The organism is Bacillota bacterium, from assembly GCA_023511455.1.
GTDB lineage: Bacteria > Armatimonadota > HRBIN16 > HRBIN16 > HRBIN16 > HRBIN16.
The window spans coordinates 14,030-28,483 of the sequence record JAIMBJ010000006.1; the positions used below are offsets into that span (position 1 = coordinate 14,030).

10 protein-coding genes are annotated in these 14,454 nt (G+C 59.0%); 7 read left to right on the forward strand and 3 right to left on the reverse strand.

All coding sequences use genetic code 11. The features are described from left to right. Nucleotides 1-25: 25 nt before the first annotated feature. The gene (recA, locus tag K6U75_05560) at nucleotides 26-1,057 is read right to left on the reverse strand and encodes a recombinase RecA (GenBank protein ID MCL6474501.1); all 1,032 of its coding nucleotides are present in this window, start codon (nucleotides 1,055-1,057) and stop codon (nucleotides 26-28) included. A 543-nt stretch (nucleotides 1,058-1,600) separates the two neighbouring features. Between recA and K6U75_05565 the strand changes: the two genes are divergently transcribed. The 6 genes from K6U75_05565 (at nucleotide 1,601) to K6U75_05590 (ending at nucleotide 8,777) form a co-directional block, all read left to right on the forward strand. Next, on the forward strand, nucleotides 1,601-3,433 hold the full coding sequence (locus K6U75_05565) for an N-acetylmuramoyl-L-alanine amidase (GenBank protein ID MCL6474502.1): 1,833 nt from the start codon (nucleotides 1,601-1,603) through the stop codon (nucleotides 3,431-3,433). Nucleotides 3,434-3,438: 5 nt separating this feature from the next. Next, complete coding sequence (locus K6U75_05570; GenBank protein ID MCL6474503.1) at nucleotides 3,439-4,569, forward strand: hypothetical protein; 1,131 nt, start codon at nucleotides 3,439-3,441, stop codon at nucleotides 4,567-4,569. Between the two features lie 52 nt (nucleotides 4,570-4,621). Further along, a complete protein-coding gene (locus K6U75_05575; GenBank protein ID MCL6474504.1) occupies nucleotides 4,622-6,193 on the forward strand; it encodes a hypothetical protein in 1,572 nt (523 codons plus the stop codon). A gap of 19 nt (nucleotides 6,194-6,212) precedes the next feature. Further along, entirely contained in the window at nucleotides 6,213-7,346 is a 1,134-nt protein-coding gene (locus K6U75_05580; protein ID MCL6474505.1) for a hypothetical protein, read from the forward strand. 307 nt (nucleotides 7,347-7,653) lie between these two features. Then, on the forward strand, nucleotides 7,654-7,851 hold the full coding sequence (locus K6U75_05585; protein MCL6474506.1) for a hypothetical protein: 198 nt from the start codon (nucleotides 7,654-7,656) through the stop codon (nucleotides 7,849-7,851). Further along, entirely contained in the window at nucleotides 7,830-8,777 is a 948-nt protein-coding gene (locus K6U75_05590; protein MCL6474507.1) for a hypothetical protein, read from the forward strand. Before K6U75_05585 ends, K6U75_05590 begins: the two co-directional genes overlap by 22 nt. Before the next feature lie 76 nt (nucleotides 8,778-8,853). On the opposite strand, the gene K6U75_05595 is transcribed toward K6U75_05590, so the two are convergent. Beyond that, nucleotides 8,854-10,041 carry an AGE family epimerase/isomerase gene (locus K6U75_05595; GenBank protein ID MCL6474508.1) on the reverse strand — a complete coding sequence of 396 codons (1,188 nt, stop codon included), beginning with the start codon at nucleotides 10,039-10,041 and terminating at the stop codon, nucleotides 8,854-8,856. After that, nucleotides 10,038-11,402 (reverse strand): nicotinate phosphoribosyltransferase, encoded by a 1,365-nt coding sequence (locus K6U75_05600; protein MCL6474509.1) that lies wholly within the window; start codon nucleotides 11,400-11,402, stop codon nucleotides 10,038-10,040. The genes K6U75_05595 and K6U75_05600 overlap by 4 nt, the downstream gene beginning before the upstream one ends. Before the next feature lie 278 nt (nucleotides 11,403-11,680). Here K6U75_05600 and K6U75_05605 point away from each other — a divergent pair, with 278 nt between their 5' ends. Further along, nucleotides 11,681-14,359 (forward strand): hypothetical protein, encoded by a 2,679-nt coding sequence (locus K6U75_05605; GenBank protein ID MCL6474510.1) that lies wholly within the window; start codon nucleotides 11,681-11,683, stop codon nucleotides 14,357-14,359. Nucleotides 14,360-14,454 lie beyond the last annotated feature (95 nt).

Below are 14,454 nucleotides of genomic sequence, written 5' to 3' on the forward strand. Positions count from 1 at the left end.
TGCCCTCTACCGTTATACAGGTTAATTACTCGACCGCTTCGGCTATTTCCTCCAAAGGAGCACCGGAGACTGTGGGTATTGCTCCACCCGAGCGGATGCGAGCCTCTATCTCGTCGGCAATCTCGGGGTGTTCCTCCAGGAAGGTGCGTGCGTTTTCGCGACCCTGCCCCAGGCGAGTGTCGCCATACGTGAACCACGTGCCCGACTTGGTGATGATACCGCTCTCCACGCCCAGGTCCAGAATACCACCCACGCGCGAGATGCCCCTGCCGAAGATGATGTCGAACTCCGCCTGCTTGAAGGGCGGCGCCACCTTGTTTTTAACCACCTTCACCCGCGTGCGCGCACCGATGACCTCTGTGCCCTGCTTGATGGTGTCCACGCGGCGCACCTCCAGCCGCACGCTCGCCCAGAACTTGAGCGCACGTCCGCCCGGAGTGGTCTCGGGGTTGCCGTAGGCGATGCCGATTTTCTCGCGCAGCTGGTTGATGAAGATGGCGACCGTGCCCGTCTTGGAGACCGAACCGCCAATCTTGCGCAGCGCCTGGCTCATCAGACGTGCTTGCATCCCCACGTGCGCATCGCCCATCTCGCCCTCTATCTCGGCACGCGGTACGAGCGCAGCCACCGAGTCCAGCACCACCACGTCAATGGCGCCCGTGCGGATAAGAGCATCCATAATCTCCAGCGCCTCCTCGCCAGTGCCCGGCTGGGAGACGTACAGCTGGTCTATCTGTACCCCGATGGCGCGGGCGTACTCGGGGTCGAGGGCGTGCTCGGCATCCACGAAAGCGCAGATGCCCCCGCGCTTCTGCGCCTCGGCGATAATCTGCAACGCGAGGGTGGTCTTGCCGGACGACTCGGTGCCGTAGATTTCGGTAATCCGTCCGCGCGGCACACCTCCCACGCCGATGGCCATGTCCAGCGCGATGGAGCCAGTGGGGATGGCTTCCACCTGCATCTTGGCGGCGTCACCCAGCCGCATCACCGAGCCTTTGCCAAACTGCTTCTCTATCTGCGTCAGCGCCTGTTCCAGAACCTTTTGTTTCTGTGCAATCTCCACGCGCATTCGCTCCTTTACCAGAAGATTGTATACCTAAAGGATTATAGCATATGACACCAGCCCTGTAAAGGTACGGTGGCATCTCTTTTCGACAGGGCAAGAGGTTTTCCTTTATGCGGTGCAATGCGGCGGGCGCAGCTCGCATCGAGTGGTGAAGCTCGCCCTAAACGCAGGCAGGTGAGGAGCGGCTGACCAGAAGGTTTGCCAGCCAGATGGCATCGAACAGATTGTTTCGAACACCCCAGACCTTTCAGTCATGAAGGTGTTCAAAAAGTGGTGGGGGTCAGGCAACTGCAATAGTCTCGCAGAGTTGGCGACACACAGCGACATCATCTGTCATTCTGAGCGAAGCGAAGAATCTCTTTTGAGGTGCTGAGATGCTTCGCTTGCGCGCAGCATGACAGGAAAGTGCCGCTTCAGTCGCTGGAACAAGCCGCGAGGCAATTTATCGAACACTCTCTTTCAATCATTGACATTTCTGCAAGAATGCTGTATCATGTAAGCAGACTTCTACCCCTCGTGAAAGGAGCAAAAAAGATGAAACGCCTTGCTTTGCTACTCAAACGGGGGGGGGTACTGACCGCCCTCGCCCTGATGTGCCTGCTTGACGCGCACGCTTCCGTCACCGTCTACGCCGTGTGGTATCCCAACGGGTACAACAGCCCGCCTCAAGTGGTGCAAAACGGAGCCACCATCGGTGGATGGTTCTACCTGCGTCTGCGGGTGCAACCCCAAAGCGGTTACATTATCAGTGCCAGTGTGACCCAATCCGCCCTCGCCGAGCAGACCGACGTGCATCCGGTAACGCCCACATCCCCAACCTTCCAGAGCACACAGCCCAATCCTGCCTACGGTGACCCCACCGGTAACGTGGTGGTGTTGCAAAGCCAGCAGAACCTTGCGGACAGGCACAACGGGCAGTATCGGCTGGATGTGACGGTGCAATACACCGTGTCCACAGGCAATCCTCCACCCAACGACCGGCAGACGTTCACGGAGGTGGCTTCGTTCACCTTTAACGTATTGAACCTGCTGCTGGTGGACAGTCGGCCAGAGCCTTACTTTGTGTGGAAGCCGGACGAGATGACAGGCGTGCCGTTTTCGGCGCAGTTGCAGCACGCGCAGGCGGGGACGTGCACGGTGAAGCTGGAGATATTCCGCACTGAGGACAATCAGAACCCCATCTTCGTTCGACAGTTCGATGGCGTTTCCCGTCCGGGCACCTGGTCATGGACGTGGGATGGGAAGCTGGCAGACGGAGTCATTGCGCCGCGTGGCGTCTATACTTACCGCCTGTCGGCCCTCGCCTACGTGCCCACCCTTCCCGATAGCGACAGCAATCGCTCGGACAGTTTGCGGATGACGCAAACGCGGCTTGAGGTTTCGGAGGACCGTCGGCTGTTGTTCCGCTACTATCTCAGCGAGGCAGGTAGCGATGGGTCTGTACTGGCTCTTGACCCCTCGCCTCAAGAGGTAATCATGTGGGATGTGGGCGTCGCCACCAACGCGGGGTGGAACAGCCTGGAGGTCATCCTGCCGCCTATGGAGGAATCGCCTCCGGGTTCCATCCGTTATCTGGCGTTGATTCCCGACCGCGGGCATATCAACGGTATGGATAAGGCACACCGGATGCGCTGGGCATTGCCGTTGAACTCCAGGGTGCCTCTGGTGGGAGTAGTGGTTGATGCGGGACACTCGGGAAGAGCAAGCGGGCCGGGAGCTGTTGGGCAATACGGCGTACCGTCCAAGGTCGTTTACGAGTGCGATGTCAACTTCGTGCTCGCCAACCTGCTCGGGGCCGAGCTTGTTAGCAACCATCTTACCTATACTGATTGCTGGCAGTTCGGGAACCTGTTCGCGTATACCGTTGCCTACACCAGAAGCTCCCGTGAGGACCCCGCAGTTAACAATACGAAAAAAGGACGACGAGAACGCGTTAAGCGGATAGCGCAAGCAGTAGAACGTGGTTTTAGCAGTTTAGTTTCCATCCACCACAACAGTAGTCCGGGAACTACACAGCGTCGCGACGTTGAGGTATATTATGCCCCGAAAAATGTTCATGGCAGTGTTTTGGCGCAGCCAGTATGCGATTGGCTCCGTGTCGCTCTGAGACCTGAGCTCCGACCAGCTGCAGATAACCCCAAGCGAGCTAACTTCTTCTTCCTGCATTGGCATTCTATCGAAGTAACAGGAAGCGGGAAGAAGCGTCGAATAGGTCATCAAGTACCCGCGGTACTCGTAGAAGCAGGATGGATGAATAATCCCGTGGACCTGCAAGAGATTGACCCGGACAATCCACAAGGAAGAGAACGACGTCTGCAGACCGTTCTCGGCATTCATCTTGGGACCGACGAGTTCTATGGGAGGTGAAAACGATGAGATGGGTTGTGAGTTGCTTGGTGCTGACAGTGTTCGCCTGCCTATCGATGGCGTGGGCGACGCCAGAGCCGGGCGAAGAAGAGCTGGAACGCGCATTGGAAACGCTTTACCAGGTGGGAGGAGCAGTCTGGCAGCCGAGTGGTGAGTGGATACTATTCGTGCGCTATGCTCCCGACGGTGGCCCCTCACAAATCTACAAGATACGCCCAGACGGCACGGGTTTAACTGCCATTACCCCCGAATGGTATGCCAACCCCGTGTGGGCACCTGACGGGACGAAATTTGCTTGTGTCGGAGGCACAGAGATGACCGACGAACTGTATGTACTGGACGTGAACGGCACCCATCTGCGCTCCCTGGGATATCACCCAGGCTTTCTTGGGTTTGAGGGATGGTCACCAGACGGATCGATGATTGCCTTCACCACAAGACGCGGAGACGGTGGACCGTATGTCGCGTTGATGACCAATACGGGGGAAGAGGTGCGATTCGTCTGCACTGGTTATTCTGCAGCGTGGCACCCTTCGGGAAGATATCTGGTTGTTGAAGATACTATAGGCAACAATCCGATAACGTACCTCTTCGAGGTAGATGTGCAGACCAAACAGAGGAGGCAAATAACTTTCAAGCCAGGTTGTGATAGTGTCCCGGTGTATTCACCAGATGGCGAGTGGATTGCCTTTGTCTCATCAGCACGCTGGCAGCCGCGGACTCGTGGTTCATCCATTTGTCTGGTGCGACGCGATGGTAGTGATCTGCGTGTACTGGAAATAGACGAGGAAGATTACGATTACACCGCGCCCCGTTTCTCCCCCAATGGACAGTATCTGGTGTTTGGGCGGGGAAAGTGGGTACCCACCGACCTCTACATCTGCCGCGTCGACGGTACCGGCTTGCGCAGGCTGACCCACTTTTATCCCGACGGGCAGGCGAAGGGGCAGGACACGCTCAACGTGGTGAAGGCTGCACCAGTAACCAACATGCAATCCCATGCTTCTTCTCCTGCGAAGTCTGCCAAGCCTGTTAAACCAGCAAAGCCCACTAAGCGGCAACAGAAGCGGGCTGAGGGTGCGCCCTTCCCTTGGCTGGCGCCGCCGATACCGCTGAGGCGAACCGTCGCTGGCTAGCTAAATGGACTAACTGTTCATTGAGCGGGCGGTTGACGAAAACAACGAGCCGATGCTGTATGCCGAGTACTGGGGGTATGATGACAGGGAAACGCCAGAGGATGAGACGGATGATGAACATCTCTACTTCATCCGCTGGTATGTGTTGAAAGACAGCCTGAACACGAACGCACACCGTGGGGAGATATGGCTGTTTGACCCCGAGTTACAGCGCATCGGCACGTGGGATTTGGCGCAATTGCCCTGTGTGGAGCACAACCACCAGCCCGACGGCTTGACCGCCAGCGCATCCGGGGTGAGGCATGGGGTTCTGGTGCGGGTGCCGGTGAGCCTGATGGTTACTCCCGGCGAATACCTGTTTATGGTTCACGCGGTGGATGACCATGCGGCAGAGGAGAAGCATCACCGGCGGAAATTTGCCTTGCCGCTGAATGCGCAACTACACGTGGAGATAGACAAGGTGCGGGTATATTACCGTAACCTGACAGAACGCGCTCGAGCCTATCCCTTTACCACGGACACAGTAGCGCTCAGGGCTATCGTATGGGTCCGTACCCGGCAGGGATACTACGCCTTCTGCGGCATGGGGTTCAGGAACAGCAGCAGCGGGTGGTTTGAGAACGATGGTTACTGGTTTGCGACTGGTACCGATGGGGACCCCATTATTTGGAACGAGGATTCTTTACCACGTTTGGACGCAGCGCAGCGAGTATACCGTTGGCCGGGTGGTATGTTACACTTCTCATGGTATCGTTTGACACACAGCGTAGACTCGGAGCAGAACCTATCTTTCAAACAGACAGATTTTAAATGCACATGCAACAACAGAGCGGAACATATCCATCGCTATTACTACTACCCGCCTTTCACGAGTCTAAGTATCGGCTGGGGGACGGACGCTCTCCCAGTTGCACTCGGTACTTCACGCTACGCTGTGCGTGTGATATGGTGGGTTCGTGGACAGAGGCGTGTCGTGGCAAGTCCTGCGCCGGCCCCGGGCCGCTACCAATCTCCTAATCCATCACCGGTCAACTGGGACCTGACCTGGAGCCAAAACTGTGACGAACGGGAAGAGTACCCCGTTCGCATCAGCGTGCGAAATGGAGAGATTGACAATAGTTGGCAAGCGGACCCGCTTCGTCGTTCATACTTGCAGTGGCTGACAAGCTGCCTTGGTGTGCCATACGAGTGGGGCGGTCGGTGGTATGGTGGCAAAGCGGAGGACGTAAGGGGGGATGCCTCCGGATATGATAACGCTTACAATGGGTACGGCTTCGATTGCGTCGGCGTTGTCAATGCTGCAGCCAAACGCGCAGGCTATAACTGGCCGTTGGAACCGTACACAGTCTCTGCATTGGTCACCGAAACGTATAGCATTCCGATTACATGGGAACAGCGAGAACCTGGAGACATTCTTGCCAGAGCTGGGGTGCACGTGGTTACGATCTATCGGGTCAATGGTACGGCAACAAATCCGACAGACGAGGTTCTCGATGCACACGGTGCCGCGCCGGAAGGGGAACCACAGAGTTTATACAATACAACCCATCGCTGTCCTAAAAACGCTAGTTATTGGAGAGACAGGGGCTTCCGTCCCTACAGGCTCAAGTCTTACCCACAATAGAACGAAGGAGGTCTAACCAATGAAGCCGCAAGCGCTTTTGGCATGGACTGTCGTGTGGATGACATGCCTGACTGCTCTTCCCGCTGACCAACAGCCGCCGGTACCACAGCAGCCCGACCTGAGTGCACATCTGCTGACCAAACCGCAGGTGTTGTTTACCATCCGATGGGGCAGTGGTTCTGACCAACTTTATAGACCTGTGGAACAGGGCGACTGGTATGGTCCATGTGAGCTGCACGTCAGCTCAGAAGACAGTGTCTACCTCGTGTTACCCGGCGGAGTAAGGCTGTTTGACCGAAGTGGTAGGCTTCTCAAGCGGCTCCCCGTGCAGGCGGACCCTGAAGACAAATCGGTTAGCATTCCCGCCGTTGACTCGCAAGGCAGAGTCATGGCGTTTTGCTATGAGCCGGGCAAAGAGAAGATCTTGGTTACTGGGCGAGACGGCAAGCGACTGAAGCAAGTAGAGTCCTCTTTGCAGCCAGCTGTGGAGCAAGCCCGGTCGCTGGCGAAGTCTACTAGTCGCTACGACATCATAGGACTTGACCTGAAGTGCCTGCCTGACGGTCGCTTGATTGTGGGTGATGGATATCGGCTCGACCCCGTGACCGGCACTTTGGACAAGGTACCCGAAACGGCCGACTCCCCTCAGGTCAATGCGCATCGCGGATACCTGTATCAGATAGAGGAAGCCGACCCTGGCGTTCCCGGTAAGAAGTGGTATGTCTACAGAACGGGCGAAGTATACTATACCGAAGTAGACTGGACCGAAGGCTGCCGCCTCAAGATTCTAGTGCATGACGACAAAGGAAGGCTGCTGAGAGAAGTGCAACTGCCGAGCGGTGAATTGAGTGAGGTAGAGAAGCAGTTGCCGTTCTACACCGGTCTGCACGCCGTCGATGGTCGGGGCCACTTTTACCTGACCCGCTACCCAAGGGTGGTATACGACGTGCCTCTTTTCGAGCAGGACTACCAGCGGTATATCGGGGTGGTGGAATACGATAAGACGGGCAAGTTCGTAGGGTTACGTGCTATCTGCGAGTCTTTCAGCCGCTGCAATATCACCGTGGACAAAGAGGCCAACGTCTACTGGCTTGCACCCAGCGAGGACGGTGTAAAGGTCATGATGGCTCCTGTACCCCAGAGCGCCCGTTAGGTGTGGGAGCCAGGTATAGTGCGGTTTGGATGGGAAGAGCGCGTCTAAAGGCGTTCTGCCCGGTCGTATTCACAACATCTCCGACAACTGGCTAGCAGCGCCGGGACACGTGTGTTCGTATGATGGCGCGGGATGGGGTGTTTGGACATGGGATTGTCCGGGCAACTGAACGCAGGTTTCGTCCCCGCGTTGTCCGCCTCTTTCAGCCGCTGGGACACACATCAGACTCTTGAGCGAACACGCTTGAGGCAGAGTTGTTACCCACTGAGCCTTCGGCGCGTCCAATTAGCGAAGGAGGGAAATTGCGATGCGACTCTTTAAAGGATTGCTCTGCATTGGCTTGCTGAGCCGTGTGGTGACCACTGCGGGATGGACGCAGCCTGATCTGGGCAAGTTCGATGCCAAACTGCTGAGCGGAAACTGGGAACAGGACATTCCCCTCATCCTGCCTGCATGGGAAGGAACGTCTGATGAAGGTTACAGATGCAAAAAGCGCAAGAACTGACCAGGAATACGCTTCGGGCGGGAAGCCTATACACCCATATCGTGCGCAATCCCCATGTAGCCCCCAATCTCATCTACTGGTTACTATACCCACATCCCGAGATCAAGCCGAAGTTCGTGCGCCCGGCTCCCGAGCGAGCGGGCGACGCGATGCTTTCCGGTCGCGTGGATGCCCCCAATGTATACGCCGGGGTGCGCAAACGCTTCCGATGGAAGTTTCCCGGCGCGACACGCCGGCAGGACTTAGAGGTGCGAGAAGAGGTGCTGTGGGTGTGGAAAGCCGAAGAGTGGGGCTTTGTCGCTGAGACATACTGTGCGGGCACACTGAACGACCGGTATACAGCCGTTCTGCTCTGGCAGGATCCGGAGGGGAGCCGGCGGATGCGGTATCGGGTCGCCTGTCTGGATGCGGAGTGGGGTGAGCGGTGGATTGCGCCGTTGCTGGTGTGGGAGGCGGTGGAACATCCGGAAACGGTGACGGGCAAGCAGATAGCCCCCCTTTGGGAGGAGCATGAAAAGCAGTATAGAAGGCTCTGCTTCTGGCTGAGTGTGACTCGGGACGGCAGTCGCGTGCTGGTGGTGGCTTGCGCCTTCAACGACGACTGGGCGCACTCGCTGCTGTTCGTGTATGATGGGGAGGGGAAACTGCTTCGGACGCGCGCGTTGCCTGCGTATTGCAATGGGATTGAGCGTGGCGGTGCGGATAATCTTTTCCTCTTGGGCTTGGAGAAAAAGCCTTCCGGTGACTTTAGACCAATGGCTACCCTGCTTCTGGACAGGGATGGCAACGTGCTGGGGCGTTTTGCGCGGAAGCCGGGCCAACGGTTAGAACCACTCTCTGTGCAGTTACACACGGACGAGATTGCGTGGGATAGCAGGTCTACCGCGTACTACCGCTTGCCCAAGCCGGGTTCCCGCGCCTATTAGGCGAACATCGACGCATGGCGCAAGGAGCCGAAGTAAAGCTGCCGGAGACCTCCTGGAGGGTGCAGGGGCACCCCGCTTACAACACGCATGTTATGTCCGTGTCGTACAGGTTTCTGGCAACATGCCACCACGCCTGCGTGAGGTGGTACGCCGCTTTCCATGCACTGCCTTTGCAGGTGTGCGAGGGCTGAGAGGACTCGTCCAGCGTCTCGAAGTAGTCGCCGTAGTCGGGGTCGTGGAAGCGGGACAGCACCGTATGGCACACTTGCGCCAGCCGCTGGCGGTAGCACTCCTTTTGCGTTAGCCGGCACCACAGGGACAGTGCGCCCATCGCTTCTCCTTGCGTCCAGTAGATGAGGTGGCGGTTCACCGCGTGGCCTTCTGGCGTTACCGTCTGGATAAAGGCATGGCGGGATTCGTCCCATCCGTGCTGCAGGCAGAAGGTCAACAGAGCATCGGCGACGGGGATGAAGGCGTCCGCGCCCAGCTGCAGTCCCGCAACCCGCAGGAACCACGCCGCCTCCAGATTGTGCCCGATGCTGACGTGCCCGCCGGTCGCATCCACGTTCTCGCTCCAGTCGTTCAGGAACCACTCGCGGGCGCATCGTCCGTTCGGATGGAGGGTGCGCGTCACCACGGTTTGCGCCAGCTCGCGCAGATGCTCTCGCGCGAACGCCGAACCTGTGAACGCCGCCACCGCCGACGCCGCTTCCATGCTGTGCAGTTGCGTGTCCAGTCGTTTCGTGTTGTCCAGCGGGAACAGGCACCGCGTCAGCGACTGCACGTAGCCGCCCCGCTCGCTGTCCCACAGATGCTCGTACATCCAGTGCAGGGCGTCCTCCGCATCGTGAAGCAGGGCGTCGTCCTGCAGGGCGTGCCCGGCGCAGGCGAGGGCGTATGCCACGAAGGCGTGCCCGTATGCCATCTTGCTGCCATTGGTCAGCTCCCCATCGCGCGACACAGTCCAAAACCAGCCGCCGCATTTAGGGTCGTGCATCTTATCCTGCAGGAAGCGCAAGCCATACTCCACGAGGTGCTTCCAGAAGCTGTCGCCGCTCCAGATTGCGCCGATGGAGAAGGCGTAGATGAGGCGCGTTTGCATCACCAGAAACTTCTGCCCGTCGCCGTAGCGGCTGCCGTCGCGGTTCAGGTGCGTCCAGAAACCGCCGTGTTCGCGGTCCACCGCGTGCTCCGCCCAGAAGGCGAGGTTGCTCAGCACATGATGCTTTATCTGCTCCGCGGAGGGCAGGACCCACTCGCTCATAGCATCTCCTCCACTGACTGCAGGTTGGGGTTTTCGCAGGCGCGACGCCCCTCTTTCGCCATGTGCACCCAGCGTCCGTCTATCTGCACGCGCACCACGTCGGCGGTGAAATCGGTCATCGTGCCTTCGACGGAGCTGTTGGAGAAGAAGGAGGAGCCGACGCCATAGACGTCCACCGGCACACCCTCTTCTTCGAACTGGCGGATGCGCTGCAGGTTGAAGCCACCCGTCGCCACGATTTTAATCTGGCGGCACCACTCGGCGGCGCGCTCGCGCCATTCAGCGGGGATGTTCCAGTCTTTCCACGCGTTGTCGAGGGCGTCACGCAGGGCGCGAATCAGCGCAGGGCTAACGCCGTAGAGGCTGGGGTCGTCGGGCAGGTGCTGGAGGCTGCGGTCGCGCAACTCGCCGCCGGTGTCCGGGCGCACGCCGTACAGTCGATACCGCTGTGCCGTTTCGTGGTCGCCGGCATCTACCGCCTGTCGGTAGCGATCGAAGAAGGCTCTGGCGACCTGCAGCGACGTGCGCACGCAGTCGTTATGGAAGTCCACCAGCGCGATGCGGGGCACCTCCGGCGGCAGGATACGGGCGAACTGCAGCATCAGCTCGGTGGTGTCGCCGAGGAAGCAGGCAATCATGGCGTGGGCGACGGTACCGCCTGCTCTACCACCCCACAGCGACGCCTGTGCCGGCGTAGAGACGAAGGGGGCAGTGCTGCCGCTGAAGTCGTGGTTATATCGCTGCACGCCAATATAGTATGCGTAGCCGTCCATCGCCTGTGTGGCGGGCAGGTCGAAGCGGGCGGGGAAGAAGAGCACTGGCTTGCCTCGTGCCGCCTGCAACAGCTGGTAGGTGTTGGTGGCGATGCGGCTGGCGCGGGTCAGTACGCCAAGCGTGGGCGTCTCCAGAATGGCGAAATCGCGGTAGCGCCCCCGCACCTTCAGCACGGGGGTAATCTCTATCGGGTTGCCCGCGTAAGGGGCAATGTCCCCGTCCTGCACCGCCAGTATCTGTAGCCGGTCGCCGGTGGGGATGAAGGTATCTCCATCCCACTCGCCGCTGCACCGCTGCAATATGGCGACTGCGGCGTCCACGCCTGCCACCACCGTGAAGGGCTTGCGGCGGGGAAACCACTGCATCTCCACCACCATGTCGCCGGTGGGCAGGTGATGGTAGTCGAAGATACCCTGCGCCTCCAGCAGGGAAGAGTGTCCCTGAAAACGATACCGTTCCCGTGCCAGATGGGTCAGGATGGTCATGCCGTTCCAGAAGTAGCGGTCGCTGTAGTCGCCGCGCCGAATGCCCTCCCAGTCTAACCCCATTTTGTCTGCAGGTATTCGTCTGCCGTCAAAAACACTCATTGTCATGACCTCGTGACTGCGTGTTTCGCCCTCCAGAAACGCAGGCTTCTTGGACGCAGGCTAAAGCCTGCGGCTACATTCTGTGTGGTTTCGAACGCCCGTACAGTCCACTCGCATCAGGGTAACCTGAATCATTATACTTTGGAAGGGTATCATGCGCAACCGCAGGCAGGATGAATCGTCCTCGCCGGACAAGAACATGGTGATAGTGCCATAACGGGTAGAGAGAAGGAAAGGTATGTTATCCCAGAGCTCGGACTCGGATGGAGGAGGTGGTCATGCGACAGATTCTGGTGTTTTTTGCTTTTGCCATTGCTTTGCTGATGGCGGATGTGGATTCGCAGGAGCCTTCCGCCCGCCCGCCGGATGCGGACGGCAATGGTATCCCAGACCCGTTGCAACAGCGGCTGGGTGGGTCGCTGCGTCCTCTGGTGCGGCGTGACGCGGTAACCTCCTTCCAGACAGGCGCGATGTATCAACCTTCTATCGCCGTGCCCGCCGATGTGGCTATCGTGTACTCTTCGCAGGCAGAGCGGATACGTTCATGGTTGCAGGCAGGTTACACCGTACACACGATGTATGGCTTCCGCACGTATACGGACTATGCGCAGGCTCGCCCCGACGAAGTGCAGCGCGACCGGTACGGTCTGCCGTTAGTGATCGAGCGCGTCAGCTACTACATGGTTCCCGCGCCCGCGCGGGTCGAGGCGGCAAAACAGTACGTTCGCGAGGCACTGGCAAACGGGTCAGCGGCTATTGTTCCCGAAGAGCCGGAGTACTTCGCGCGCGCCGGTTACGAAGAGAGCTTTAAGCAGGAGTGGCAACGCGTGTATGGAGAGGAATGGCAGCCGCCGCACAGCAGCCCGCTGGCGAGGTGGCGCAGCGAGCGGTTAAAGGCTCAGATGGAGCTGAATATCATCCGGGAGATGCTTCGCGAAGCGCAACGGGTGAAGCCGGATGCTCGCCGGATGCTGGCGATTCACAGTCCCATCAACTATGCGAACTGGGGCATCGTCTTTCCACACGCGGCGGCGGTGGCGATGCCCGAACTGCAGGAGATTATCGGGCAGGTGTGGACGGGAACGGCACGCACGCCCTGCCTGCTGGATGGCGTCAGGGCGGAACGCACCTTCGAGACCGCCTATCTGGAGTACTCTTCGCTGTGGCATCTGGTGCGAGGCACAGGCAAAGTGATGTGGTTCCTGATGGACCCCGTCGAGGACAACCCCAACCGCACGATGGAGGACTATCGCAGCAACTATGAGCAGACGTTGATCGCGGCGCTGATGTTTCCGCAGGTAGCGCGCTATGAAGCCATGCCGTGGCCCGAGCGCATCTTTGGGCGCGTGCCCGACGCGCAGGCGACGCAGGTGCTTTCCGTGTTGAGCGTGCTTCAGTCCATGCCCGAACAGAAAGGTGCCCACCTGCAAGCGGGCACTTCAGGCATCGCTACCTTTACGGCTGACAGCATGATGTGGCAACGGGCGGAGCCGGCGCGCAGCCGCTGGGAGAACTTTGACGGTTTGACTTACCCCCTGCTGACGAAGGGCATCCCCGTACAGGTGCTTTCTTTGGACTGGGCACATGAGCCAGGCTACCTGAACGGCTTCAAGGTGTTATTGCTGAACTATGATACGATGACACCGCCTGCGGCACAGACCCATCGCGCTATCAATAGGTGGGTGGAGCAGGGGGGATGGCTCATCATCGCGGGAGATGACTCGCCGTACGCTGGTGTGGCGGATGCGTGGTGGGTCAAAGCGGGCTACAAATCGCCTCTGGAGCATCTGTTTACGACACTGTGGGGTGCCATGCTGAAAAGAGAGCCTCTGGGTATGCCGCCAATGCCCTCATGGACAACAGTTGCTCGTGAGGAACGCAGCATCACCGACCTCAGCAACCGCCGACGTTACCGGATAGACCTCTCTTCTTTTGTGAGAGAAAACGACAGTGTGCTGGTGCGCTTCAGTGATGCACAGCCCTCGGACGGGTGGGGCGCCTGGGTGACGGAGCTCCATCTGCAGGTAGACGGACAAACGAGAGTCCGATTCCGGGTGGGTTCTCCCACAGAGAAAGCGTATCTGGTTGCGGATGCCAGCTCGGGTCTGGTGGGTGGCTCGCGATTCGCCGATGGGCAAGCATTCTGGGTGTATCGCTTTCCTGCACGCAAAGGGGCGCAGGTGACTTTAGAGGTCGACATGGGCAATCAGTTTGAGGTCTGCGCCAGCGGTCAGCCGTGGCAAGGTCGCGCACTGGTGCGCACGAATCCTTCACACACCCGATTGCCGGCGCGGTTTTCGGTCAGAACACTCTCCACCATCACTGTGACGGCTCCGCCCCGTGGGGCAGAGGTGCTGATGAAAGATGAAGCCAGCGGCAAGCCGGTGGTTTGGCGTCAATCGCTGGGAAAGGGAGGTGTACTGGTGTGCTCCCTGCCCCCAGAGATGTTCGCGTCCTCTCGTGAAGGGGGTGAGCTGCTGAGGGGGCTGGTCGGGCTGTGCATCCCTTACACCGAGAGCGGCAATCTGGTGCTGAAGCGAGGGGACTACACCATTGTGCGCTGTTTCGAACGTGGCGTGACCCTTCGCGGCACATACGTCAACGTGCTGCAACCGGACCTGCCTGTGGTAACCAATCCCTCCGTGCCTGCAGGAGGCTGGGGACTTTTCAAAGCGCTGCCAGAGAGACTGAAATCTCCTGCTGTGTTGCACGCTACGGCGCGGATTACGCACCTGCAGGCGGACGACAAGTTAACCGCTTTCTTTATCAAAGCGCCGAGCGGAACCACTGCGGCGGTACGGCTCCACACGGCGGGTAGAACACCAGCGCGGATGCGTGCCTGGGATAGCGGAGGTAACGCGGTGGACGTCAACACACGGGCTGAGGGGCACTACCTGCTCCTGAGCTTTCCGAACCGCGCCAAGGGGGTCGGTGTACGGGTAGACTGGCAACCGTAAAGCAAATGGCACAGGTGGTAGCCTGTGCCTATTCAAACGCCGCTGGCTGCGGCGGACACCAGAGTAAAATACAGTACCTGCGGGAGGAGGGTTCT